This is a genomic window from Lamprocystis purpurea DSM 4197 (assembly GCF_000379525.1).
Classification (GTDB): domain Bacteria; phylum Pseudomonadota; class Gammaproteobacteria; order Chromatiales; family Chromatiaceae; genus Thiodictyon; species Thiodictyon purpureum.
The window spans coordinates 13,385-38,607 of the sequence record NZ_KB902362.1 but is presented as its reverse complement, the minus strand read 5'-3'; the positions used below and the strand labels follow the sequence as shown (position 1 = coordinate 38,607).

At 64.5% G+C, this 25,223-nt stretch carries 23 protein-coding genes; 16 read left to right on the top strand and 7 right to left on the bottom strand.

Annotated elements, in window-relative coordinates; translation table 11 throughout:
* The first annotated feature begins 500 nt into the window (after positions 1-500).
* Entirely contained in the window at positions 501-2,912 is a 2,412-nt protein-coding gene (locus A39O_RS36030) for an RHS repeat domain-containing protein (protein WP_211211519.1), read from the top strand.
* 247 nt (positions 2,913-3,159) lie between these two features.
* Here the strand turns inward: A39O_RS36030 and A39O_RS0100175 are convergent, their stop codons facing one another.
* Positions 3,160-3,621, bottom strand: coding sequence for a hypothetical protein (locus A39O_RS0100175; protein WP_020502691.1), 462 nt, complete (start codon positions 3,619-3,621; stop codon positions 3,160-3,162).
* A 168-nt stretch (positions 3,622-3,789) separates the two neighbouring features.
* On the opposite strand from A39O_RS0100175, the gene A39O_RS0100170 reads away from it, so the two are divergent.
* A complete protein-coding gene (locus A39O_RS0100170) occupies positions 3,790-4,680 on the top strand; it encodes a phosphoribosylaminoimidazolesuccinocarboxamide synthase (protein WP_020502690.1) in 891 nt (296 codons plus the stop codon).
* A 241-nt stretch (positions 4,681-4,921) separates the two neighbouring features.
* Positions 4,922-5,146: a type II toxin-antitoxin system Phd/YefM family antitoxin gene (locus A39O_RS0100165; RefSeq protein WP_020502689.1), complete on the top strand. Its 225-nt coding sequence runs from the start codon at positions 4,922-4,924 to the stop codon at positions 5,144-5,146.
* A gap of 65 nt (positions 5,147-5,211) precedes the next feature.
* On the opposite strand, the gene A39O_RS0100160 is transcribed toward A39O_RS0100165, so the two are convergent.
* Together A39O_RS0100160 and A39O_RS31295 are read right to left on the bottom strand one after the other, a co-directional pair.
* Positions 5,212-6,168: a DUF808 domain-containing protein gene (locus A39O_RS0100160; protein WP_020502688.1), complete on the bottom strand. Its 957-nt coding sequence runs from the start codon at positions 6,166-6,168 to the stop codon at positions 5,212-5,214.
* 96 nt (positions 6,169-6,264) lie between these two features.
* On the bottom strand, positions 6,265-7,089 hold the full coding sequence (locus tag A39O_RS31295; RefSeq protein ID WP_157639530.1) for a hypothetical protein: 825 nt from the start codon (positions 7,087-7,089) through the stop codon (positions 6,265-6,267).
* Positions 7,090-7,366: 277 nt separating this feature from the next.
* Between A39O_RS31295 and A39O_RS0100150 the strand changes: the two genes are divergently transcribed.
* Both A39O_RS0100150 and A39O_RS31290 read left to right on the top strand, forming a co-directional pair.
* On the top strand, positions 7,367-9,604 hold the full coding sequence (locus A39O_RS0100150) for an arginine/lysine/ornithine decarboxylase (protein ID WP_020502686.1): 2,238 nt from the start codon (positions 7,367-7,369) through the stop codon (positions 9,602-9,604).
* Positions 9,605-10,051: 447 nt separating this feature from the next.
* A complete protein-coding gene (locus A39O_RS31290; protein ID WP_245561674.1) occupies positions 10,052-10,468 on the top strand; it encodes a DUF302 domain-containing protein in 417 nt (138 codons plus the stop codon).
* A 248-nt stretch (positions 10,469-10,716) separates the two neighbouring features.
* Here the strand turns inward: A39O_RS31290 and A39O_RS31285 are convergent, their stop codons facing one another.
* Complete coding sequence (locus tag A39O_RS31285; RefSeq protein ID WP_020502684.1) at positions 10,717-11,208, bottom strand: hypothetical protein; 492 nt, start codon at positions 11,206-11,208, stop codon at positions 10,717-10,719.
* A 635-nt stretch (positions 11,209-11,843) separates the two neighbouring features.
* On the opposite strand from A39O_RS31285, the gene rpsP reads away from it, so the two are divergent.
* The 8 genes from rpsP (at position 11,844) to A39O_RS0100100 (ending at position 19,502) form a co-directional block, all read left to right on the top strand.
* Positions 11,844-12,125: a 30S ribosomal protein S16 gene (rpsP, locus tag A39O_RS0100135; RefSeq protein WP_020502683.1), complete on the top strand. Its 282-nt coding sequence runs from the start codon at positions 11,844-11,846 to the stop codon at positions 12,123-12,125.
* Between the two features lie 49 nt (positions 12,126-12,174).
* The gene (rimM, locus tag A39O_RS0100130) at positions 12,175-12,693 is read left to right on the top strand and encodes a ribosome maturation factor RimM (protein ID WP_026199042.1); all 519 of its coding nucleotides are present in this window, start codon (positions 12,175-12,177) and stop codon (positions 12,691-12,693) included.
* A gap of 45 nt (positions 12,694-12,738) precedes the next feature.
* Positions 12,739-13,485, top strand: coding sequence for a tRNA (guanosine(37)-N1)-methyltransferase TrmD (trmD, locus tag A39O_RS0100125; protein ID WP_020502681.1), 747 nt, complete (start codon positions 12,739-12,741; stop codon positions 13,483-13,485).
* Positions 13,486-13,541: 56 nt separating this feature from the next.
* The gene (gene rplS / locus A39O_RS0100120; RefSeq protein ID WP_020502680.1) at positions 13,542-13,886 is read left to right on the top strand and encodes a 50S ribosomal protein L19; all 345 of its coding nucleotides are present in this window, start codon (positions 13,542-13,544) and stop codon (positions 13,884-13,886) included.
* A 272-nt stretch (positions 13,887-14,158) separates the two neighbouring features.
* Positions 14,159-15,610: an exodeoxyribonuclease I gene (sbcB, locus tag A39O_RS0100115; protein WP_020502679.1), complete on the top strand. Its 1,452-nt coding sequence runs from the start codon at positions 14,159-14,161 to the stop codon at positions 15,608-15,610.
* A gap of 422 nt (positions 15,611-16,032) precedes the next feature.
* Positions 16,033-17,505 (top strand): circularly permuted type 2 ATP-grasp protein, encoded by a 1,473-nt coding sequence (locus A39O_RS0100110; protein ID WP_020502678.1) that lies wholly within the window; start codon positions 16,033-16,035, stop codon positions 17,503-17,505.
* Between the two features lie 117 nt (positions 17,506-17,622).
* Positions 17,623-18,585: an alpha-E domain-containing protein gene (locus A39O_RS0100105; RefSeq protein WP_020502677.1), complete on the top strand. Its 963-nt coding sequence runs from the start codon at positions 17,623-17,625 to the stop codon at positions 18,583-18,585.
* The gene (locus A39O_RS0100100) at positions 18,582-19,502 is read left to right on the top strand and encodes a transglutaminase family protein (RefSeq protein ID WP_020502676.1); all 921 of its coding nucleotides are present in this window, start codon (positions 18,582-18,584) and stop codon (positions 19,500-19,502) included. The genes A39O_RS0100105 and A39O_RS0100100 overlap by 4 nt, the downstream gene beginning before the upstream one ends.
* A gap of 177 nt (positions 19,503-19,679) precedes the next feature.
* On the opposite strand, the gene A39O_RS0100095 is transcribed toward A39O_RS0100100, so the two are convergent.
* From A39O_RS0100095 to A39O_RS0100085, 3 genes are all read right to left on the bottom strand, one after another.
* Entirely contained in the window at positions 19,680-20,060 is a 381-nt protein-coding gene (locus A39O_RS0100095; RefSeq protein WP_020502675.1) for a DUF5615 family PIN-like protein, read from the bottom strand.
* A complete protein-coding gene (locus A39O_RS0100090; protein WP_020502674.1) occupies positions 20,057-20,299 on the bottom strand; it encodes a DUF433 domain-containing protein in 243 nt (80 codons plus the stop codon). Before A39O_RS0100090 ends, A39O_RS0100095 begins: the two co-directional genes overlap by 4 nt.
* 258 nt (positions 20,300-20,557) lie before the next feature.
* Positions 20,558-21,688: a glycosyltransferase gene (locus A39O_RS0100085; protein ID WP_026199041.1), complete on the bottom strand. Its 1,131-nt coding sequence runs from the start codon at positions 21,686-21,688 to the stop codon at positions 20,558-20,560.
* A 183-nt stretch (positions 21,689-21,871) separates the two neighbouring features.
* Here A39O_RS0100085 and A39O_RS0100080 point away from each other — a divergent pair, with 183 nt between their 5' ends.
* The 3 genes from A39O_RS0100080 (at position 21,872) to rfbB (ending at position 25,210) form a co-directional block, all read left to right on the top strand.
* The gene (locus tag A39O_RS0100080; RefSeq protein WP_040526731.1) at positions 21,872-22,609 is read left to right on the top strand and encodes a (Fe-S)-binding protein; all 738 of its coding nucleotides are present in this window, start codon (positions 21,872-21,874) and stop codon (positions 22,607-22,609) included.
* The gene (locus A39O_RS0100075; RefSeq protein ID WP_020502671.1) at positions 22,599-24,014 is read left to right on the top strand and encodes a LutB/LldF family L-lactate oxidation iron-sulfur protein; all 1,416 of its coding nucleotides are present in this window, start codon (positions 22,599-22,601) and stop codon (positions 24,012-24,014) included. The genes A39O_RS0100080 and A39O_RS0100075 overlap by 11 nt, the downstream gene beginning before the upstream one ends.
* A gap of 137 nt (positions 24,015-24,151) precedes the next feature.
* Positions 24,152-25,210: a dTDP-glucose 4,6-dehydratase gene (rfbB, locus tag A39O_RS0100070; protein WP_026199040.1), complete on the top strand. Its 1,059-nt coding sequence runs from the start codon at positions 24,152-24,154 to the stop codon at positions 25,208-25,210.
* The last annotated feature ends 13 nt before the right edge of the window (positions 25,211-25,223 follow it).

Genomic DNA, 25,223 nt, shown 5'->3' with positions numbered 1-25,223 from the left:
CCAGCGTCGCGTAGCGCTACGGGCCGCTGGAGCGGCCAGACGGCATTCCCACGCTGGAGCGTGGGAACGAGAATCCCATCGATGGCGGCATGATACCGGGGTTGATCTGGCTCCCACGCTCCAGCGTGGGAGCAAGTCCCGACGCTCCAGCGTCGCGTAGCGCTACGGGCCGCTGGAGCGGCCAGACGGCATTCCCACGCTGGAGCGTGGGAACGAGAATCCCATCGATGGCGGCATGATACCGGGGTTGATCTGGCTCCCACGCTCCAGCGTGGGAGCAAGTCCCGACGCTCCAGCGTCGCGNTTGATCTGGCTCCCACGCTCCAGCGTGGGAGCAAGTCCCGACGCTCCAGCGTCGCGTAATCCCACGGGCCGCTGGAGCGGCCGGACGGCATTCCCACGCTGGAGCGTGGGAACGAGAAGACTGCATTCCCACGCTGGAGCGTGGGAACGAGAATCCCATCGATGGCGGCATGATATCGGGGTGCGAGAGGACGCAAATGACAATGAACAAGATCGGGATATCCGCCGCCGCCGGGCTCTGTTCCCTGCTGCTTCCGGGAATGCCTTGCGCCGGCACGGTCAGCTATCAATACGATAAGCTGAACCGTCTGGTGCAGGTCGCCTATGCCGACGGGCGCGCGGTCGTCTATGCCTATGACCAGGCCGGCAACCGCATTGGCAAGACCGTGACCGGCGATGCCGACGACGATGGACTCCCCGACGCCACCGACCCGGACGACGATAACGACGGTGCGCCCGACACCCAGGACGCCTTCCCGCTCGACCCCGGCGAATCACTGGATACGGACGGCGACGGGATCGGCAACAACGCCGACCCGGACGACGACAACGACGGCGTCTTGGATGCGCAGGACAGCGCCCCCCTGGACGCCACCAACCGGGGCACGATCATCGCTCTGCTGCTCAACGGCTTCGAGTCCGCCGAGCACGGCTGGGGCTGGGGCGACCAGGCGTATCGGACCATCCTCGCCGCCACCTTCACCAGCGACGGCACGGATCGGGTGCTGCATACGCAAGGGTACGACGTCGAGACGGCCACTGAAGTCTCCGTCTGGCTCAACGGCCAACAACTCGGCTCCCTGGCGCGGGCGACGACCGCCACGCTCGGCCCCCGCGACCTGTGGTGGCTGCCGGCCGCCGGCCAGGTCAGCGGCCTGAACCGCGTCGAGATTCGCCAGGAGACGGCCGGGGAGACCTGGGGCGTCACCCAACTCGGGCTCTATGCCGTTGGTGCCGCCTTCGGTAACCTCAAGACGCTCGTCGGCGGCGATACCACGCACGCCGACGGCATCCAATTGCACCTGGCCCAGTCCGCCGGCGGCTACCTGCTGGGCCTGAGCGGCTACGACAGCGACGCCGAGGACGAGATCCGCATCACACTCAACGGCAGCGCCCTGGTGGACCTGCCGCTGGGCGGCAACGCCGTCTGGACGCCGGGCTATCAAGTCCTGCTGCCCGGCGCCTGGTTGGCGGCCGGCGACAATCAACTGGTGATCGGCAACAGCGGGCCGGACACCGAGGACTGGGGCCTGCGCCTGGACGGGCTGCGCCCGCTCGACGGCACCCTCGGCAACCTGAGCACGATCCCCGCCGCCGAGCGCCTGGATGACCGGATCAGCGTCCTGATCGGCGCCGCGACCACCCCCAGCGTACTCGACTACCGTGGCTATGACGTCGATACCACCTCCGAGGTCCGGATCCTGCGCAATGGCACGCTACTCGGGTACTGCCCGTTGAGCGGCAACCTGACCTGGGGTGCGACCCAACACCTCAAGCTCCCGGCCAATCAGCGCCAGGTGCTGGTCTTCGACAACACGCGCAACCCGCCCGCGACTGATCCCTGGGCGCTGCGTTTGGTCTCCTGGCTCGCCGATACCGACGGCGACGGCATTCCCGACGCCACCGACAACTGCCCGACCCTGATGAACCTGGACCAGGCCGACTTGGACGGCGACCGCCAAGGCGACGCCTGTGACGGGGATATCGACGGCGACGGCGCTACCAATGCCGAAGACGCCTTCCCCCGCGACCGGACCGAGTGGCTCGACACCGACGAGGACGGTACCGGCAACAACGCCGATCAGGACGACGATGGCGACGGCTTCCCCGATGCCATCGACCCCGACCCGCTCGATGCCGGCGCTGTTCCGCCTGCCCGCATCGGCGTGTTTCGCCCGAGTACCCGCCAGTTCATCCTGGACAGCGACGGCAGCCTGAGCGAGAGCGCGGGCGACATCACTACCGGTCCGCTCGGCCTCGCCACCGATCGGCCCATCGCCGGCGATTGGAGCGGCGGTGGTCGCGACCAGGCCGGCTTTTACCGACTGGGCACCCGCCGCTTCTATCTGGACATCGACGGCAACGGCACCTGGAACACCGGCGACCGCACCAGCCTGGCCTTCGGTTTGGCCGGAGATCTGCCGGTGAGCGGCGACTGGAATGGTGACGGCCGGGACGAGATCGGCGTTTACCGCCCGAGCACCGGCCAATTCACGTTGGACCTGGACGGGAGCCTGAGCCCCACCACCAAGGACCTCACCACCGGGGCCTTTGGCCTGGTCGGCGATCTGCCGGTGATCGGGGACTGGAGCGGCAGCCAACGTGACGAGATCGGCGTGTGGCGACCCAGCACCAAGACCTTCTACCTGGACGCCAACGGTAGCCGAAGCTGGGACAGCGGCGACCGCTCCGCGACCTTTGGACAGGCCGGTGACTTGCCGGTGGCGGGCGACTGGAACGGCGACGGCCGCGACGAGGTCGGCGTCTACCGCCCGAGCGAGCGATTGTTCTCGCTGGACGCGGACGGGAGCAACGACGCGAGTGCCGGGGATGCACTCAGCGCGCCCTTCGGCTTGAGCGGAGACCTGCCGGTCACGGGGCGTTGGTAGGTGATGAAAACTGCGGCGAACTCAGCCTTGACGGCTGAGCGCTGACTACTCTTTTTTATAGCGTTCGGACGTGATAACCGGACGTAGGGGCGGGTTTCAAACCCGCCCCTACACAAGGGTCTGTCTGGATATTAGGTACGAAGGCTATAGTTCAGAGACCCAGCCGCGTCGTCGCTCGCGATGAGCCGCGCCGCCACTGACCCGTGCGCCGGACAGAGCCCTTGAATGCGCGGGCGCCCCGCCCGCCTCAGAACAGGCGACGCCACCAGCGACGGCGGTTGTTGGCCGGCGCCCGCGCGGCGGGCAGGTCCACCGGCGGCAACAAGCTCATGACCCAACCCGGCAACGGCGGGTTGGCGCTGGAACCGCAGGCGACTCCCAGGTGATGGGGATCGTAGATTTTCACGAGCGTCGGGGCCTGAGGGTCATCCGCGTAGACGATCCCGCAGTAGTCCTCCTGATGCTCTGCGCGCAACAGGGCGTCGAGTTCGGCGATGAAGACCTGAACCCGCGCGGCATCTGCAGGCTCGGTTGGCGGCGGTTCCCCGACCGCGTACAAAAACCAGCCCGCGTCGGCACGCTCGCGCAGGCGCGCCCAGAGGGCGTCGAGCTGATGCCAGCGCAGAGCAGCGGTGAAGCTGCCCCGAAACGCGATCAGGAACGGGGCTTCGGGCTGCTCCGGCGGGTTGGGTGTAGGGCTCGCCTTCATGAATTCCGATCCGCCAATCACAACGTTAAACAGGCCCGGAGCGCGCGGAAAACAGCGCGGTCGCGCGCCTGCCGACGGGCACCTCGCCGCTTTGCTGCCTGCCGAACGCCGACCCGCGACCGTCCGCCAGCCGATATACTGTCAGCCCAAGCGACCCGGGAGCAAGCTATGACCGCACTCTTCGAATCCAACCTCCGCAGCCTGCCTCTCATTGGACGGGGCAAGGTCCGGGACATCTACGGTGTCGGCGATGACCACCTGCTGGTGGTGGCGAGCGACCGGCTGTCCGCCTTCGATGTGGTGCTGCCCCAGCCCATCCCCGGCAAGGGCGAGGTCCTGACCCGGGTGTCGAACTTTTGGTTCGCCCGGACCGCGGCGCTGATCCCCAACCATCTCAGCGGCATCCCCGTCGCCGAGATCGTCACCGATCCGGCCGAACGCGCCCAACTCGGCGAGCGCGCCGTGGTCGTGCGCCGACTCAAACCGCTGCCGGTCGAGGCGATCGTGCGCGGTTACCTGATCGGCTCCGGTTGGAAAGACTACCAGACCGGCGGCGCCGTCTGCGGCATCGCGCTGCCGCCGCGTCTGGTCCAGGCCGACCAACTGCCCACACCGATCTTTACCCCTTCCACCAAGGCCGAGGCCGGCACCCACGACGAAAACGTGGACTTCGCCCACACGGTCGACCTCCTTGGCGCAGAACTCGCCGCCCAGGTACGGGACGCCAGCCTGCGCATCTACAGCGAATGCGCCGCCTATGCCCTGGAACGGGGGATCATCATCGCCGATACCAAGTTCGAATTCGGCCTGGATGCCGCCGGCCGCCTGCACCTGATCGACGAGGTCCTGACCCCGGACTCCTCGCGTTTCTGGCCGGCCGACGAATACCAGCCGGGCATCAGCCCCCCGAGCTTCGACAAACAATTCGTGCGCGATTATCTCGAAACACTGGATTGGGACAAGACCGCCCCCGGTCCCGACCTGCCCGCGGCGATCATCGAACGCACCGCCGCCAAATACCGTGAGGCGGAACAGCGGCTCACGGGCGGCGGCCGGTAACCCCCCCCGGAGGTGTCCGAGTCTTTGCGTAGATGCAGATGTAGCCTTCCTACCTGATATCCGGACGGACCCTTGGTGTAGGGGCGGGTTTGAAACCCGCCCCTACGTCCGGTTATCAGGTCCGATGGCTATAGCCAGGCCCACCTAGGCAAATAAATGACCTACCCTCTACCGGGGTTTTTCTTTACCCCAAGGCCCGGCCCGCTTATATTTGTACAGTAAACCAAGACAGGTACCGGCGATGCAGACCCTCAATTTCACCGATGCGCGCAACAACCTCAAGGACGTTTTGGACCGCGTCGCCCGCGACGCGGACTACACCGTCATCACCCGTCGCGATGCCCAGGACGCGGTTGTCATGTCGCTCGACAGCTTCAACAGCTTGATGGAGACCGTCCATCTCTTGCGGTCCCCGGCCAACGCCGCCCATCTCGCCCGGTCGATCGCCGAGTATCGCGCCGGGTAGACGCAAGAGCGGGACCTGGTGGAGCATTCTCGATTCGTGCCCTCGGCGTCGCTGTCGGCAGACCCTCAGCCCCAAGACCGCAACGTCGACCACACCTTCTGACCGACGGTGACCAGCACGAGCACGACGGCCCCGGTCAGCACCCCGGCCAGGACGTTGATCAACAGCGGCGTGAGGGCCGCCAGTACGCCACCGATGGTCGGAACCGTGTGCGCCGCATGGGTGGCCCACTCGATCAGGTGATGAGCGGCCGGAATGCCGTGGGTGATGATGCCCCCGCCCACCAGGAACATGGCCGCGGTGCCGACGACCGCCAGCACCTTCATCAGCTTGGGTGCGGCGGACAGCAGGCCCCGACCAAATCCCCGCACCAGCCGCGCCCCGCCGCCGGCCCCCGATACCCGACTGAGCCAGAGTCCGGCGTCGTCCAGCTTGACGATCCCGGCCACCAGTCCGTAAACACCGACGGTCATGATCAGTGCGATGCCGACCAGCACCACGACCTGATTCTGGAAGGACGCGGCGGCCACGGTCCCCAGGGTGATCACGATGATCTCGGCGGAAAGCACGAAGTCGGTGCGCACCGCGCCTTTGATCTTGTCCCGCTCCAGACTCACCAGGTCGACCGCCGGGTCCTCAAGGGCTTGCGTGAGCGCGTCATGGTGGCCCTGATCTTCGGCCTTGGAATGCAGCAGCCGGTGGGCCAGCTTCTCGAACCCCTCGAAGCACAGGTAAGCCCCGCCGAGCATCAGCAGCGGGAGGATGGCCCAGGGGGCGACCGCGCTGATGGCGAGCGCTGCCGGAACCAAAATCATCTTGTTGACCAGTGACCCCTTGGCCACCGCCCAGACCACCGGAATCTCCCGCTCCGCCCGCACCCCCGCGACCTGCTGGGCGTTGAGCGCCAGGTCGTCCCCCAGGACCCCGGCGGTCTTCTTCGCCGCCATCTTGGTCATCACGGAGATGTCGTCCAGGACGGTGGCGATGTCGTCGATCAGTGCGAGTAAGCTGCTGCCGGCCATGCGTCGATTCCTGCGTCGGTAAACTCGCCGCGATGATACCGGGGGCGGGCCAAACTTGCCTGCGCAACGGCATCGGTCCAGGAGCGTGACAGGGACTTACCAGCGCTTCGGTTCGAACCCCGGCCGGTTCTTGACTTCCATGACCTGATCGCCCACGGCAAGAACCAAAAAGCCGAGCCGCTCGGCGTACGTGAGCACACTGTCGTTGACGGCAAGGGTGGCCAGAATGCCAACCACAGGTAATCGGGCACGTTCGGGCAGGAATTCCCGGAAAGCGGCGATCTCATCGATCATGTGATCCACGTCGGCACTGCGCAGGGTGGCCTTGGTACTGTTCACCGCGGCCAGATCGGACGCGATGGCATAAGCATCGAATTCCCGGACCCGGCCGTCGGGCAGACGCAATCGCACCCGTGCCTGGATACTGTCGAACTCGCGGCCCAGGGTCTCGCGCAAGACGCGCGGCAGGCTCGGATAGACCAGATCCTCCACCATGGAACCGAGTTTGTTGGCGAGGTCGCCCCACTTGCGGTTCATCTCGCGCCGTTCGGCGACGGATTCGGCCTTGAAACACTGCATCTCGTCCTTGAACCCGCCCATCTCGTCCTTGAACTCCGCCATCTCGTCCTTGAACTCCGCCATCTCGTCCTTGAACTCCGCCATCTCGTCCTTGAACGCGGCCATCTCGTCCTTGAACTGCCCCATTTCGATCTTGAACTCCAGCATCTCCTCCTTGAACTGCCCCATCTCGTTCTTGAACTCCAGCATTTCGTCCTTGAGTTCCCGCAACTGAGCCTGGGTGCGCAACTGCGACTCATACAGCCGGCTGAACTGGAGATCCGCGTTGGCAACGAAACGGTCGATCGAGGCTTCAAGCCGATCGACGCGTTCCTGGGTGGCGGGCAACGGGGCAGAAGACATACTGGCGGCTCAAGTCGGGCACTAGGGAAAAGTATAGTCCTTGCAGAGATCTAAGGCGATTTCCGACAATTTGAATGCCGGTGAGTGTAGGTGCGACTTCAGCCGCATCTACATCCGAGCCGATAGTGGATAGTATCCGATGTTCCGAAAATCACCGAAGCCCCGAGCCCGCAGCGCACGTGCGGCCGCGGCTCGCCCGACGCAACAGCTTAACGCGCGCGGCGGCACAAGGCCCTATACTTCCGCGTTTTCCTCGCCGCACCAGGAGACTCCCCCCATGCACTTCCGTTTCCCCGTAGTGATCGTCGACGAGGACTTCCGCTCCGAGAACGCCAGCGGCACCGGGGTCCGGGTGCTGGCCAAGGCGATCGAAGAGGAAGGCATCGAGGCCTTGGGCGTCACCAATTTCGGCGACGTGGCCTCCTTCGCCCAGCAACAATCCCGTGCGTCGGCCTTTATCCTGTCGATCGACGACGAGCAGTTCTCGTCACCCGAGGAGGCGGCGGCAGCGGTCGCGCAGTTGCGCGCCTTCGTGGAGGAAATCCGCTTTCGCAACACGGATATCCCGATCTTCCTCTATGGCGAGACCCGCACCTCCCGCCACATCCCGAACGACGTGCTGCGCGAACTGCATGGCTTCATCCACATGTTCGAGGACACCCCCGAGTTCGTCGCCCGCTACATCGTACGCGAGGCGCGCAACTATCTGGACTCACTGGCTCCCCCGTTCTTCCGTGCACTGACCCACTACGCGGCGGACAGCTCCTACTCCTGGCACTGCCCGGGACACTCCGGCGGTGTGGCCTTCCTCAAGAGCCCGGTGGGTCAGATGTTCCACCAGTTCTTCGGCGAGAACCTGCTGCGGGCCGACGTCTGCAACGCGGTGGAAGAACTGGGCCAGTTGCTCGACCACACCGGTCCGGTGGCGGCAGCCGAGCGCAACGCGGCGCGCATCTTCCACGCCGATCACCTGTTCTTCGTCACCAACGGGACCTCCACCTCCAACAAGATCGTCTGGCATTCCACGGTCGCACCGGGCGATGTGGTCGTGGTGGACCGCAATTGCCACAAGTCGATTCTCCACGCCATTACCATCACCGGCGCCATCCCGGTGTTCCTGATGCCGACCCGCAACCACTACGGGATCATCGGGCCGATCCCGCTCGCGGAGTTCAGTTGGGAGAACATCGAGCGCAAGATCGCCGCCAACCCGTTCGCTCAGACCGGCGCCCGCCCGCGCATCCTCACCATCACGCAGAGCACCTACGACGGGGTGCTCTACAACGTCGAGACCATCAAGGAACAGTTGGACGGCCGCATCGACACGCTGCATTTCGACGAGGCCTGGCTGCCGCACGCGCCCTTCCATGAGTTCTACGCCGACTATCACGCCATCGGTGAGGGTCGCCCACTCTGCGTAGATTCCATGATCTTCTCGACCCAGTCCACCCATAAGCTGCTGGCCGGGCTGTCCCAGGCATCACAAATCCTGGTGCAGGAAAGCACGCACTGCAAACTGGACCGCGACGTGTTCAACGAGGCCTTCCTCATGCACATGTCCACCAGTCCCCAATACGCCATCATCGCCTCGTGCGACGTGGCCGCCGCCATGATGGAACCGCCGGGCGGGCACGCGCTGGTCGAGGAGTCCATCCTGGAGGCCCTCGACTTCCGCCGCGCCATGCGCAAGGTCGGCCTGGAACTGGAAGAATCCTGGTGGTTCAAAGTGTGGGGGCCGGATGCACTGGCCGAGGAGGGCATCGGCGAACGCGAGGACTGGATTCTGCGCGCCGGCGAGCGTTGGCACGGCTTCGGGGATCTGGCCCCCGGCTTCAACATGCTCGACCCCATCAAGGCGACGGTCATCACCCCGGGGGTCGACGTGGATGGTGACGTGGCGGATTGGGGCATCCCCGCCGCAATCGTCACGCGTTATCTGGTCGAGCACGGCATCATCGTCGAAAAGACCGGGCTCTATTCCTTCTTCATCATGTTCACCATCGGCATCACCAAGGGCCGCTGGAATACCATGGTCACCGAGCTGCAGCAGTTCAAGGACGACTATGACCACAATCGCCCGTTGTGGCGCGTCCTGCCGGAGTTCGTCGCCAAGCAGCCGCGCTATGAACGGATCGGCCTGAAGGATTTGTGCGACCGGATCCACGCCGTCTATCGCGAATACGACATCCCGCGACTCACCACCGAAATGTACACCTCCGAGATGGCACCCGCCATGCGCCCCGCGGATGCCTTCGCCCGCATGGCCCACCGCGAGATCGAGCGGGTCGAGATCGACCATCTGGAGGGGCGGATCACCGCCATCCTCCTCACCCCCTATCCGCCCGGCATCCCGTTGCTCATCCCCGGCGAGCGTTTCAACTCCACCATCGTGCGCTATCTCCAGTTCGCCCGGGCGTTCAATGATCAGTTTCCGGGATTCGAGACCGACATTCACGGACTGGTCAAAGAGCAGGTCAATGGGCATGTGCGCTATTATGTAGATTGTGTGCGATAAGCAAGATGGCAGGCAAGCGATACGACTATGCTACCAAACGTAGGTTTCATCACCGCAGAAACCATGGCCGCGCGGATTTACATCACCTTGACGCCGGGGTGACCGCTCATCGAAAAGTGTTCGTTTTCGATCGTCGGATGTCACTTGCAGATAAATTAGTATGGGCTAATATTATGGATATCAGAAGCACCAAGCCGATTGTTGGAAAATCACGTACCAGATCGCGAATGATTTTCGTCTGCCTTAACGAGGCGCTGCCAATAACATAGCAAGGCGATGTGACTTTCGACGAGACGCGGAAGGCGGGCGAAAGGACGAGCGAGGTGGTACCGGATGTGGCAGAAATCACCCAAGATTAAGGAGGGCTAAGAGATGTTGTCGCGATCCGCTGAACGCACGTTCGCAGTTGGCCTCACGATCTTGCTGAGCGGGTGTTCCCTGGGGCCTATGCTGATTCTTGAACATCGCAGCCCGTACGACTTCGATAAAACTGTCGCTACCGTCGTCAACAACGCAACAGCGAGAGGCTGGGAGGCGCCAAAATCCTTCGATTTCCGAGCGTCCTTAGTGGCTCATGGTCAACCAGACCCAGGTCGCATCACCGTGATTAAACTATGCTCACCGCAATTTGCCTCACGGATGTTTGCCGACGATGACTCCAAATATGTCTCGGTCATGGCCCCCTGTTCGATATCGGTCTACGAAAAGTCAGACGGCCGGACCTATCTGGCAGCCATGAACATGGGTCTGATGGCACGACTGATCGGCGGCGAAGTGGGTCGCATTATGACCGACATTGCGGCGGACGATGCGGCGATCACCGCATTCACCAACGCTGAATCGCCACCGTCTACGCGTCGGTGATCAGGGGGCCGATCCGGCAAACCTGTCGCGTTGAGTGATTAGGCGATTTAGGTCAATAACCGGCCTTGGTCTTGGCTCCGTCCACGCGGCATACAAGGCTGGACAAGCGCAACGCAGTCCACCAGGGACGACGCGGGATTCGGTGGACTGCGCTGTCGCTTGTCCACCCTACGGCCGGACCGATGACCGAGGTCCAGACGGGCTCGAAGTACGAAATGATGACCAAGGCCGAAGAACCGACCATCGCCTTATTGCTGATTCAAAAATCCACTTAATATTTTATACTGATCCTGGATCTCTTGCGCCAGCAGATTCTCAGCCGCGGATAAGCACGGCCGTTCCTCGTCATGATTGATGGAAGCGCAGGTTCTTGCCATACGACAATACATCGCCGCCTTCTCGGCCAAATGATGCTTGCGCGTTTCCTCATACACCGGCGAGAGGCAGATCAGGCACGCCTCGGCGACAAAGTGTTCCGCCTGAAGTGCATAGTTGAGCTCGGACAAGTCCGAGCGAGGATGGGTGGCAACATTGACGGCATGGATCGAATGGTACCCATCGACCAACTCCTGCGCGGACAGGCCCGACCTCGCCAGGAGCGTCACGCAATTGCGGAACCGCGGGTCCTGCGTCAAGTCGAGCACATTGCCGACAAAGCGTGCCCCGACCTGCCGTTGTTGCTGCACCGGAAGGTCGGCAAGCAGCTGCTGGAACGTCTGACGACTGTTGATGTGGATCACAAGCGCACTCCTCTTCGGTGAGTCAGGAAAAGGTCTCAGACCGGTCACCTGCCGACAGGAAGGTTCGGGAACAGACAGTCAATTGCTGTTCCGACCTTAATCCAGGGACAAGTTCCGGCGTCTCGTCGGTCTGCGCTCTTCGGCTTGGATCCGCGCTTTCGCCGCCGGAGCGCGCGGGCGACTTACGCCTCCATAATCGCTAACGAAGGCCCCGGTCCCGAACGGCCGTCCGACGCGCAGGTTTGACTAGCAAGACGCTGAAGCGCGCAGCGATCTGGATCGCCCCTCCCTGGTACAAGATCATCTCCCGGACGCTTGGTTGGCGCAATACCTGGTACCGGCGCGCAGCCCGACCTGGCCCGCTTCCAAAGCACTGAATCCAATCGTAACGCATGCCGGTATTAAGGACACGACCGCGCGTCAGGGTCACCCGGCGTCCAGGGGCCTCGCCGCCCGCGCCCGCGAAAAACTCCAAGGCAAATGTCTTCGAAAATTACCAGCTTCCGTTCCAAACGGATTCCTGTATACTTGCTCGTTTCCTGCGAGGCGCTCCAAGTGCCGCGCATTTCCTGTGCCCTCATCCGACGCTCCGCAGCCCGGAGCAGGGGCGATTCGATTTTCAGCCAGGACTGCACATGGTCACGATCCGTTTGACTCGCGGCGGTGCCAAGAAGCACCCCTTCTACCAGATCGTCGTTGCCGATATCCGCTCCCCGCGTGACGGGCGGTACATCGAGCGTATCGGCTTCTACAATCCCACCGCCAAAGGCGGCGAGGTGCCGTTGCGGGTGGACCGCGCCCGAGCCGAGCACTGGCTCAAAAATGGCGCCCAGCCGACTGATCGGGTGCGGCAAATCCTGAAACAGGCCGCACGTGAGGCAGCCGCGGCCCTACCGGCTGCCGCTGCCGCAGCCTGAGAACGGCCTGGAGGCCGCTCGTCCATCGCGACCCGCGGGCTTGAGCACCGTGTCCGGCGACACTGAGGCCCGGGCGACGCGACGGGTCGTGCTCGGCCGCATCGCCGGTGTCTTCGGGGTACAGGGCTGGGTCAAGGTGTTCTCCGAGACCGAGCCGCGGGAAGGCATCCTGCGCTACTCCCCCTGGACGATCGGCGAAGCGGGTGAACCGCTGCGCGTGCTGGAAGGTCGGGCGCACGGCAAGGGTGTCGTGGCCCGCATCGAAGGATGCAATGACCGGGACCAGGCCGCTCTGCTGGTGGATCGGGAGATCGCGGTCACCCGTGATCGACTGCCCCCGCCGAGCGCGGATGAGTTTTATTGGATCGACCTGGAAGGACTCCCGGTCGAGACGCTGAGCGGCATTCCGCTCGGCCGCGTGAGCCACCTGTTCTCGACCGGGTCCAACGATGTCCTGGTCGTCATCGGAGAGCGCGAGCGCCTGCTGCCCTTCGTCTGGGATGACGTGATCCGATCAGTGGACTTCGCTCGACCCTTGATCCAGGTCGACTGGGACCCGGACTTCTGAGGACCGCGACGTCGTAGCGGATCACCGAGCGAACGACTGGCCGCCATGCGTTTCGACGTGATCACGCTGTTCCCGGACTTATTCCGGATCTTGCTGGATCAGGGAGTCACCGGTCGCGCCATGACTCGCGGGATTGCGCGGTTGCACCTGTGGAACCCGCGCGATTTCACCCGTGACGTGCACCGCACGGTCGATGACCGCCCCTACGGCGGCGGACCGGGTATGGTGATGAAGGTCGAGCCCCTGCGCGATGCGATTGTTGCCGCACGGGGGCAGGCACCGGAGAGCCGGGTGGCCTACCTCTCGCCTCAGGGGCGCCTGCTGGATCAGGCGGCCATGGGTGAACTGGCGCGATCGAGCGGGTGGATACTGGTCGCAGGTCGTTATGAGGGAATCGACGAACGCTTGATCCAGGGCCATGTCGACGAGGAATGGTCGATCGGTGATTACGTTCTGAGTGGCGGCGAGTTGGCAGCGATGGTCGTCATGGATGCGGTGATCCGGCTCTTGCCGGGAGCCTTGGGCCATGCCCAATCCGCGGAGCAGGATTCGCATTCCGATGGACTCTTGGACCACCCGCACTATACGCGCCCGGAGACAATCGACGGCGCGGCGGTCCCGGCCGTGCTGGTCGGCGGCGACCATGCACAGATCGCCCGCTGGCGGCGGCGCCAGTCCCTCGGGCGAACCTGGCTGCGACGGCCCGATTTGCTGCAGCGACGTGGTCTGACCCCGGCGGATCAGGCGCTGCTCGATGAATTTATGCAGGCCCGTGAAGACCCCGAGGCCTGATCACAGGGATCGGGAGAAGGGTCAGAACAAGTCTGAGAACAGGAGCTTAGGAAATCATGAGCAATATCATTCAACAGCTCGATCAAGAGCAGATGAACCGCGAAGTCCCGGACTTCGCCGCCGGCGATACCGTTGTCGTCCAGATCAAGGTGAAGGAGGGCGAACGCGAGCGTCTTCAAGCCTTCGAGGGTGTCGTGATCGCCAAGCGCAACCGCGGCCTCAACTCGGCCTTTACGGTTCGCAAGATCTCTCACGGCGAGGGTGTCGAGCGCGTCTTCCAGACCTACAGCCCGGCCGTCGCCGAGATCCAGGTCAAACGCCGGGGCGACGTGCGTCGCGCCAAGCTCTATTACCTGCGCGGACTCACCGGCAAGGCGGCCCGCATCAAGGAAAAGGTCTAGCCAAGCGGCGTCACACGGACGATTGCGCCGGACCGGCGACGGTAACACCGGCGCCCGGCACGTCGTCCGCGGCCCCTGGCGTCTTGATAGAGTGTTCGCACCTGATATCCAGACAGACCTTCGTGTAGGGGCGGGTTTGAAACCCGCCCCTACGTCCGGTTATCACGTCCGAAGGCTATAGGACCCGGCGGGTCTCTGTCGTTGTTGGTTTCTCGTTTTTCGTAACCCGATAACGCACCCGGTCATCACACCGGCACCGCACCGTCCGAGCCATGACCACCACTTTCTACTGGCACGACTACGAAACCTGGGGCACCGATCCGCGCCGGGATCGCCCGTGTCAGTTCGCCGGTCTGCGCACCGATGCGCAGTTGCGTCCGATCGGTGAGCCCCTGGTCGTCTACTGCCGCCCGACGGCTGATCTGCTGCCCCAGCCGGATGCCTGTCTGATCACCGGCATCACGCCCCAGTTCGCCGACGAAAAAGGCCTGATCGAGGCCCAGTTTGCCGCCGCCATCGTCGCGGAACTGGGTGCCCCGAATACCTGCGGCGTCGGCTTCAACAGCATGCGGTTCGATGACGAGGTCACACGCAACCTCCTGTACCGCAATCTGCTGGACCCCTATGCCAGAGAGTGGCAGAACGGCAACTCCCGCTGGGACCTGATCGACACCCTGCGTTTGGCTCAAGCGCTGAGACCCGCGGGGATTCATTGGCCGTTGCGCGACGATGGCACCGCCTCCTTCCGGCTCGAAGACCTCGCCCGCGCGAACGCCATTCCCCACGAGGGCGCTCACGACGCGCTGGCCGATGTGCAGGCCACGATCGCCCTGGCCAAACTCCTGCGCCAGGCCCAGCCGCGACTCTTCGACTACGCCCTGACGTTACGCGACAAAAAACAGGTGCGCGCGCTGCTCGATCAGGGCGAACCCCTGCTGCACGCCTCGTCGCGTTTTCCGGCCGCACAGGGATGTATCGCCCCGATCCTGGCGGTCGCGGCCCACCCCACCAACGCCAACGAAATCATCTGTTTCGATCTGCGCGCGGACCCGACGCTGTTGCTCGATCTGTCGGCGGACGAACTGCGTCGGCGCCTCTTCACCCCGCTGGCCGATCTCCCCCAGGGGACGGCCCGGGTCCCGCTGAAATCGGTGCATCTGAACCGCGCGCCGGTCCTCGCGCCGATGAAGACCCTGAGCGCTGAGGCGGCGGCGCGCTGGTCCATCGACCTGGACCAGGTGGCTCGCGGCACACAAATCATTAAGACTCATGCGGTGGCCATCCGCGAGCGCGTGCAAGCGGTGCACCAGCGAGCATCCGGCGGCGCCAAGGATCCGGCCGATACGGACCCCGACCTGATGCTTTACACCGGCGGTTTCTTCACCGATGCCGATCGGCGGCGACTGGAGAACCTGCGTCGACTCACCCCTGACGAACTGGCACGGGGCGGGCTTCGCTTCGATGACCCACGACTGCCCGAAATGGTCTTCCGCTACCGCGCCCGTAACTGGCCGCTGTCGCTGACCCCGGACGAGCGGGAGCAGTGGGCCGCGTGGCGCCTGACCCGGCTCACCGATCCGGCCGGCGGCGGCAGTATCGACCTGGAGCGATACGAAGAACGCCTCGCCGTCCTCGCGCAAACCCATGCCGCAGATCCAGCCAAACGCCGACTCATCGAGGCCTTGGCTGCTTGGGCCGAGACCCTGATGGACGCGGGGGACTGAGCAGATTGTTCGTTTATCAAGAAACGATAACAAGCCGGCCTGTTGCGCTGGATCCCGCCGATCCCGCGCCGCTGCCGGGCCCAGGTCAGACACCTGGCACGCCTGCCGACGCGAACCTTGGGGTCGCCGCGCCCGACCAGACCAAACCGGAACGGGACGGCAGCATCGACACCGCTCCATCCTGAACCCGCACCAATTCAGCCCCCAACCGGTCGCACCGCGCGATCCTGGGGCGCCGATCGGCCGTACGATGCCCTCCGCTCAGGGCATCCGCCGGGCCGGACGCCGCGAGCACAGCCGGGCACTCGACTGTTTAACCGTGGCTTACGCGGCACCATCAAGGAGTCGGCGAATGAATAACTACATGGCATGATTTTTGCCTTTATACAGCTAAGATCATCGATCGCACGGACATTCGCACCATGCTGAGGCAATTTCAATCCAGCGGCGCCGTCCAAGCCCAGGCCAACGGCGCCGGCCCCGCGATGGCCTATCACGAGTTCTACGGCGACAACTTCCGCCCTCGTGACCACTACCTCCCCATGTGGGAGCACATCCAGACCACCGGGCAGCAGATGCTGGGGACCAAGGCCCACGAGGCACATCTCGCGCTGCATACCGAAGGCGTGACTTTCACGGTCTACGCAAACGAAGACGAAGGCATCGAACGGGTCTGGCCCTTCGACATCCTGCCGCGCATCATCACGGCAGCTGAATGGACCATGCTGGAGGCTGGGCTCAAGCAGCGCATCCGCGCCTTGAATCTCTTCCTCAAAGACCTGTACCACGGCCAGCGCATCCTGAAAGACGGGGTCGTGCCTCCGGAACTGATCTACCGCGGCAAAGACTTTCGCCGGGAGATCATGGACATCGACCCACCACACGACATCTACACCCATATCAGCGGGGTCGACCTGATTCGCGATGAGGAGGGGCGCTATCTGGTCCTCGAGGACAATCTGCGCACGCCGTCCGGCGTCTCCTACATGATCGAAAACCGCATGGTGGAGCGGCGCATCCTCCCCGAGTTCTTCGCTCGCTATAAGGTCCGGCGGGTGGAACACTACCCGGCCCTGCTGCTGCAGGCACTGCGCTTCCTCGCACCCCGCGGCCCCGATGATGCCACCATCGTCCTGCTGACCCCGGGGATCTTCAACTCAGCCTATTTCGAGCACACCTTCCTGGCGAAGGAAATGGGTGTCGAACTGGCCGAGGGCCGCGACCTGGTCTGCAAGAACGACAAGGTCTACCTCAAGACCACCCACGGTCTGCGCCGGGTCGACGTGATCTACCGGCGGGTCGACGACGACTTCCTCGACCCCCTGGTGTTCCGCTCCGATTCGGCCCTGGGTGTGGCCGGTGTCATCGATGCCTGGCGGGCCGGCAATGTGGCCCTGGTGAACGCTCCCGGCAGCGGGATTGCCGACGACAAGGCGGTCTATGCCTATGTCCCGGAGATCATCCGTTACTATCTCGGCGAGTCACCGATCCTGCAGAACGTCCCGACCTACCAGATGACCGACCATCAGGACCGCGCCTATGTGCTCGACAATATGGAGCGCATGGTGATCAAGGCGGTCGCCGAGTCGGGCGGTTACGGCATGCTGATGGGGCCCTCGTCGACAGCGTCCCAGCGGACCGAGTTCGCCAAGAAGATCGCTGATAATCCGCGCAACTATATCGCCCAACCGGTCGTCCAGTTGTCACGCCACATCTGCTACCTGGACGGTGAACTGGAGTCCCGTCACCTGGATCTCCGCCCCTTCATCATCTATGGCGACGGCATTCAGGTGGTGCCCGGCGGTCTGACCCGGGTGGCCCTCACCAAGGGCTCACTGGTGGTCAATTCCTCCCAAGGCGGCGGGAGCAAAGACACCTGGGTGTTGGCCGATTGATGCGGTTCCTACCAAGAAGGCCGCGGTCGAGGCGACTGAACGCACCTCGTGATGTGCGTCCAGTGGCGTTCAACCGCGGCTGAACGTCTTTATTAGATACCTCCCGGAGCCCAGGGGATGTTGAGTCGTATCGGCGAATCGCTCTATTGGATGACACGCAATCTGGAGCGTGTCGACGGCACTGCACGCATCCTGGATATCAATGTCGTCTATATGTTGGAGGCGGACGAAGACGCCACCGAGGAGATGCAGTGGCAGCCGCTGCTGAACATCGTCGGCGCTGATGAAATCTACCCCATCCGCTACCCGGACAAACGGGTGACGGTGCAGCGCGTCATCCACCTGCTGACCCAGGGCAAGGATAATCCCGGCTCGCTCTACAACAGCCTGCGCCTGGCGCGCGAGAACGCCCGGGTGGTGCGCGACCGCATCTCCAACGCCATGTGGGAGGCGATCAACGAATTCTGGCTCTCGGCCGACAAGCACCTGAAAACCACGCTCCAGCCATGGCGGGCAGCCGAGTTCTATGCCTTTGTGCACCGCGAGGTCGCCACCTTCTTCGGCATCGCCCAGAGCACCATGATGCGCGGCGAGGCCTATGGCTTCACCGTGCTCGGCAGCCTTCAGGAACGCGCGGACATGACCGCCCGCATTCTTGATGTGCGCTATCATTTGCTGCTCCCGGATGTGAGCATGGTCGGCTCCCCGCTCGACTATTATCAGTGGGGCGCCCTGCTCAAATCACTCTCCGGCTTCGAGTCCTACCGGCGCGAATACCACGGCGGCATCCGCCCCATCGAGGTCGTGGAATTCGTCGTCCTGAATCCGGACTTTCCGCGCTCGCTGACCTATTGTCTCGACGGCATGGAGCGCGCCGTCAAGCGCATCGGTTACGTGGAACAGGGGACAGTCCCGCAGGCCTTGGACGCGTTACGCGGACACCTCACCGGCGTCACCGCGACCGACATCCTGGACCGCGGGTTACACGAATATCTCGACCGGTTCCTGGAGTTGCTGGCTGACCTGACCACCGCCCTCCAAAGCGACTACTTCGAGGCGCATCTGGGGGACGAGCCGTGAACTATCGGATCGAGCGTGACTGTCGCATCCAATTCCCCGCCCCGGTGCGGGAGCATCATGTCCAGGTGCGCCTCGCGCCTTGGGAGGACAGCGCCCAAGCGTTGGTCAGCCTGGACCTGAGCGTCTCACCGGACGCAATCCCCGTGGCCCGCTACGACGGTTTCGGCAATCTGTCGCATCACTTTTCCGTGCTCGATGCCCATCGAGCGCTCGCGTTCAAACTCACCGCGGAGGTCGAAACCCGACTGGCCAACCCCTTCGACTACGAGGCGATCACCCCGGCGCGGGAGCGCGCCTGGTTGGCGGATAGCCTGCATCAGGCGCCGCGCCTGTGGGACTTCGTCTACCATCAAGGGCCGCTGACACCGGCGCTGCCGGCCGAGATCGGCGGACAGCCGCTGCCGGCCTGGCGGGATGACATACCGGTCCTGACCCAGGTGCAGGAGGCCTCGGCCTGGGTCCACGCTTTCACCGCATTCGACCCGGCCGCGGCCAGTTCAGTCGCCACCCTCACCGCCCTGTTCGACGCCGGCCACGGCACCGCTGCCGACCTGGCCCACCTGTTGATCGCCGTCCTGCGGGGCTGGGGCTGGCCGGCGCGCTTCGTCTCCGGCTACCAGGACGCCGCTTACTTCGAACCCGATGACGAGGCACCGCCTGGAACCAAACCGCGCCCCCAGACCCTGCATCAATGGGTCGAAGCGCTGATTCCGGGTGTCGGTTGGCGCGGTTTCGACCCCGCCTTCGCCCTGGTCGCCGATGATACCTATATCCGGGTCGCCGTCGGACGCGACGCCGGTGATGTGAGTCCGATCCGGCACACGAGTAAGGGCACCGGCGAAACCCCTGAACTGATCGAGAGCCTCAGTGTCACCCGCCTGGGCGAATCTGCAAGCGCTCAAGTGATGGGCGGATAACGTGGCCAAATCAGGCCGGATTGGCGCGGCGCGGCTCGCCACGTATTCAGTGTCGCCTTTGTCGCTCCGACACCTGCCTCTGATAAACGCCTGAGGAAACGCCGCCGCGGATCTTTTTCGTTGGGCAGCGCCGAGCCGCACCAGGGTAACCGGATGACACTAAACGTCGCGCTGACGCTAATGCGCCCGACTTGGCTTGTTCGCCAACGGCCGGCGCCTGAGGGTCTCGCCGTCGAAGACGCAGAAATGCCCTTCCAACAATGCGCCACTCGCGTAGAGATCCTCGACCCATCGCGCCGGTTCCTCGGGTTGGTAGGACGCTACTCTCAGCAACAGGATCAGCGGCGGCGGTGGCAGGTGCTGTTGGAACACCAGCTCGCCATAATCGCGGTCAAAGGTGATCAGCCAACGGGCCTCTGCGCAGGCCAGCGCCATCACGGCCTCGTCGGTCACGCTCGCGCACTGCTCGGCGATGTGCAGTACCTCCCAGCCTGCCGCGCGCAAGCGTCGTGCCGCCGGGATCGGCATGTTCTCGTTCAGCAGCAGTCGCGGCCTCATACACTCGCCTTCGCTACCGCGATGAACCGCTCCTCACGGAAGACCTCGCTGACAAAGTTGATCGCCGCCAGCACATCTTCGCGGCTCAGCCGTGGATAGGCATCAAGGATCTGCTCGACACTCCAGCCGTCCCCGAGCCGGTCCAGCAGTAGTTCCACGGAGATGCGGGTGCCACGGACGATCGGTTTGCCGACCAGCACCTCGGGGTCCACGGTGATACGGTTGCGCCATTCGGTCATTGATCGAAGCTCCGGTTGCATTGCGACGGGGAGCGAATGCGTTATGGTTTTCGCTGCATCCCGTCCTTCTCGTTCCGAACTTCCAGTTGGGAACACGGTCCGCAAAGCGCTGCTTTGCGTAACACAGGACGCTGGGACGTCCCGATTATGCCCCTGCGCCTAGAGCGTCGGAACAAAGCGAAGGGTGTTTAGCACGTCGCGACTCCGCGTGGCAAGCCAGCCAGCCCGTCGCCGGGTCAACTGCGCATCGACAAGGAGTCAATGGCGCGGGGCACCCGCCACACCCAACCCCAGCGCCTCCAGATAGCGCCGGGCGCTACGACCCTGCTCATACTCGCTCACGGCCAACCGCAGGACCGCGCCGGGGAGCGGCCGCTCCAGCGTCGTCGTCATCGCCGCGGCCAGCGCCAACGCATCACCCACCGGCACCAAGGGGCCGAACCGCCCGCCGTCCAGCACTTCGGCCGGTCCGCTGGGACAATCGGTCGAGACCACCGGGATGCCCAGCGCCATGGCCTCAGTCAGCACATTCGGCGACCCCTCCCACGCGGACGACAGCACGAACAGCGCGGCCCGCGCGAGAAACGCATAGGGATTGCGCTGAAAACCGACCAAGGCCACCCGCTCACTCAATCCCAGATCAGCGATCAATGCCTCCAGACGGGGGCGGGCCTTACCCTCGCCCAGGATCAGGAGCCGACAGGGGCGATCCCGCGCAACCAAGGCGAAGGCCCGGAGCAGGGTCGGAAAGTCCTTTTGGGCTTCCAGGCGGCCGGCCGCGCAGACCGCGGGGACTCCCGGATCGTCCAGCCAGGGATGCGGGCAGGGCTGGGCCGCCTGGGCCGCCAGCTCCGGGGTGATCACCGGGTTACGGATGACCAGAATCGCCTGCCGCGGCAGCCGGGCGATGCGGGCGGTGTCCTCCGCCACGCCGGCGGAGACGGCAACGATCCGGTCGACCCGCGGATACAGCAGCCGGATCGGCAGGTAGCGCAGCCAGCGGTCGAACCAGGAGCGACCCGCCATGGCGGTGGAGAGATTGGTCCCGAGCCGCAGCACGATCGGGGTTGCGGTGCCGGCCAAGGCGCGCGCCAACACCGCGGTGCGGCCGGCCCGGTCCTTGGCGACCAGCAGGGCCGCCGGACGACGGTCACGCAGATAACGCGCCAGCGCCGGGACGGCCAGGAAGGTGTGACGGGCATCCAATCGGATCTGTTCAACCGAATCCGGCAAACGCCGCAGATGCGGACTCGCGGCGCGCACCAGGACCAGCTCCACCGGTTGCCCCAAATCCACAAAACCGCGGATCAGATTGATCAGCATGCGCTCCACCCCACCCGATCCGGAGAACGAGGCAAAGACCGCGAGTGGGCGAGGCGCAGCAGACATGGAAAACCTGGCGGTACGAATGAACCGAGCGCATCATACTTGAGGCCCCATGTCGGATCCCCGCCTCATTTCCAGCCGTCCGGCACGATCGGTGCGCCGGGTCGCCGCAATGAACGCCGGCTGGTCCGCGGCCGCGCCGCGGGCGATACTGTCGACCGCGCCTGCACCACCGAACACCAAAAGATGCCCAACACCGTCTACTTCTTCGGCACCTGCCTGATCGATCTCCTGTTCCCACGCACCGGGCTCGCGGCGATGCGGCTGCTGGAGCGCGCGGGCCTGCGGGTACTCTTCCCCCAGGGTCAGACCTGCTGCGGCCAGCCGGCCTACAACGCGGGTTACCGCGATGAGGCGCGCCGGGTGGCGCGGGCACAACTGGATGCCTTTCCCGAGAGCTTACCGGTGGTCGTGCCTTCGGCCTCCTGTGCCGGGATGCTCAAGGTCCATTATCCCTTGTTGCTCGCCGGCACGGCCGACGCCGCGCGCGCCGACGCCTTTGCCGGGCGGGTGGTGGAGCTGACTGACTTCCTCGTGCGGGTGCTCGACCTGCGCCTCACCGACCTGGGTCCGCCCATCCGCGTCGCGGTGCACAACTCCTGCTCTTCGCGACGGGAACTGGGCGTCGCGGACGCCACCATGGACCTGCTGCGGCGGCTTGAGCGGGTGGAGCTGGTGGAACCGGAACGCGCCCACGAGTGCTGCGGCTTCGGCGGCACCTTCGCCATCAAACAGCCGGAGATCTCCGCGGCCATGGCGGCGGACAAAACCAGCGCCATCGCCGCCACCGGCGCCGCGGTCCTAGTCAGCCAGGACTGCGGCTGCCTGATGAACCTGGGCGGCACCTTCGCCCGCCGCGGCGGGGGTCCGGCAGTCAAGCACGTTGCCGAGTTCATCTGGGAGCGCACCAGCCATGACGACTGAGTTTCGCCTTGCCATCGGCGCGGCCCTGGGGCGCGAACGGGTCCGTACCAACATCCGCAAGGCCATGGACGGATTGGTCAGCAAGCGGGCGGCGGCCTTCCCGGATGCGGACGAGCGTGAACGCCTGCGCGATCAGGGCGAGGCCATCCGCGGCGAGTCGGTGGCCCGGCTGCCGGAACTGCTCGAGGAACTGGAGCGCAGTTGCACCCGCAACGGCATCCAGGTCCACTGGGCCGAGACCGGGGAGGACGCCAACCGGCTGGTCCTGGACATCCTGCGGCACGCCGAGGCAACCGCGCTGCTCAAAGGCAAGTCGATGGTCTCGGAGGAGATGGGGCTCAATGAGTATCTGAAGCACGCGGGCATCGAGGCGGTCGAGACCGACCTGGGTGAGCTCATCATCCAACTGGCCGGTGAAGCCCCATCCCACATCATCGCCCCGGCTATCCACAAGGACCGCGCCGAAATCGCGGCCCTGTTCCGTGAGCATTACCCGGACCAGCCGCCCGCCGAGCGCATCGAGGAACTCACCGCGCTGGCCCGCCGTGTCATGCGCAAGCGCTTTCGCGGCATGACCGCGGGGCTGTCCGGGGTCAATTTCGCGGTGGCCGAAACCGGGACCCTGTGCCTGGTCGAGAACGAGGGCAACGGGCGGCTCTGCACCACCCTGCCGGATCTGCATATCGCGGTGATGGGCATCGAGAAAGTGGTCGCCCGACTGGACCAGATCCCGCCGCTGCTCACCCTGCTCACCCGCAGCGCCACCGGTCAGCCGATCACCACCTACGTGAATTTCATCAGCGGACCGCGCCGGCCAGGGGAGCAAGACGGGCCGCGGGCCGTCCACCTGATCCTGCTCGACAACGGCCGCTCGCGCATCCGCCTGGACCCGGAGCTGTCCGCCACCCTGCGCTGCATCCGCTGCGCCGCCTGCATGAATCACTGCCCGGTCTACACCCGCCTGGGCGGCCATGCCTACGGCACCGTCTATCCGGGGCCCATCGGCAGTATCCTCGAACCCCAGCTCCACGGTCTGGCCGAGCGGGGCGAAATGGCCGAGGCGTCCAGTCTGTGCGGCGCCTGTGCCGAGGTCTGTCCGGTACGCATCCCGATCCCCCGGCTGTTGAATCGCCTGCGCTTCGAAGCGGTCAACGCCCAGGCGGATTCGCCCGCCCTGGGCCACGGCAGCCGTCGGCTGGCCGGCCAGGCCGGACTCTGGCGCCTGTGGGCCTGGACCTGCGCACACCCGCGCATCTACCGCACGCTGACCAGGCTGATGACGGCGCTGCGTCCGCTGCAACCGACCCGCATCAAACCCTGGACCGACACCCGCGAGGCACCGCGTATCGCCGGCCAGGATCTGCACCGTCTGGCACGCGCGGCCGGATTCACGGACCGGCTCTGACGCGGTATCATCTCGTCAGCGCAGGGAAAACCGGTGAAGGTCACCCGGCGCCGAGGGACGCCGGGGTTTGCTGGAACCCGCGGCGGCAAACAACTGCCTCGTCCAAATTTATATACTCCACCAGGAGGGTCTCTTTGATGCACACAGTGATGGTCACCGGGGGTGCCGGATTCATCGGCGGCAACTTTGTCCACTTTTTGATGGACGAGACCGATTGCCGGGTGGTCAATCTCGACAATCTGACCTATGCCGGCAACCTGGATACACTTGCCCCGCTGGCGAACAACCCGCGCCATTGCTTTGTCCATGGGGATATCGGCAATGCGGCATTGGTAGAACAACTGCTGAAAGACTTTGAAGTCGACGCGGTCGTGAACTTCGCCGCCGAGAGCCATGTGGACCGCTCCATCGACGGACCAACCCCGTTCATCACGACCAACGTCGTGGGGACCTTCAACCTGCTGGAATGCGCCCGCGCCCATTGGCTCAAGCGTAACGAGGCGACGCGGCAAAGCTTTCGCTTTCTGCACGTCTCCACCGACGAGGTCTATGGGTCACTGGGTGCCACCGGACGCTTCACCGAGTCGACCCCCTATGCCCCCAATTCACCCTATTCGGCATCCAAAGCGGCCTCGGATCATTTGGTGAGAGCCTGGTTCCACACCTATGGATTACCGGTACTGACGACCAATTGCTCCAATAATTACGGGCCTTATCAGTTCCCCGAAAAGTTGATCCCGCTGATGATCCACAAGGCCCAACAGGGAGAACCCTTGCCGATCTATGGCGATGGCGGCAACATCCGCGATTGGCTCTACGTCACCGATCATTGCCGCGCCATCTGGCGGGTACTCGAGGCCGGCGCCCCCGGCGAGGTCTACAATGTTGGCGGCGACAGCGAGCGCACCAATCTCCAAGTGGTCGATACCCTCTGCGCCTTGCTCGATGAACTGCTCCCCGACTCGCCGCGGCGCCCCCACGCAAACCTCAAGACCTTTGTCACCGACCGTCCCGGACACGACCGTCGCTATGCAATCGACGCCGACAAGATCAAGCGCAACCTGGGCTGGACGCCCAGCGAGACCTTTGAGACCGGTTTGCGACGCACCGTCGCATGGTATTTGGACAACCCAGAATGGTGCCGCCGCGTGACCGATGGGAGCTATCGCGGCGAGCGCCTGGGCGCGGCCCTTTGACAGACGGACGACC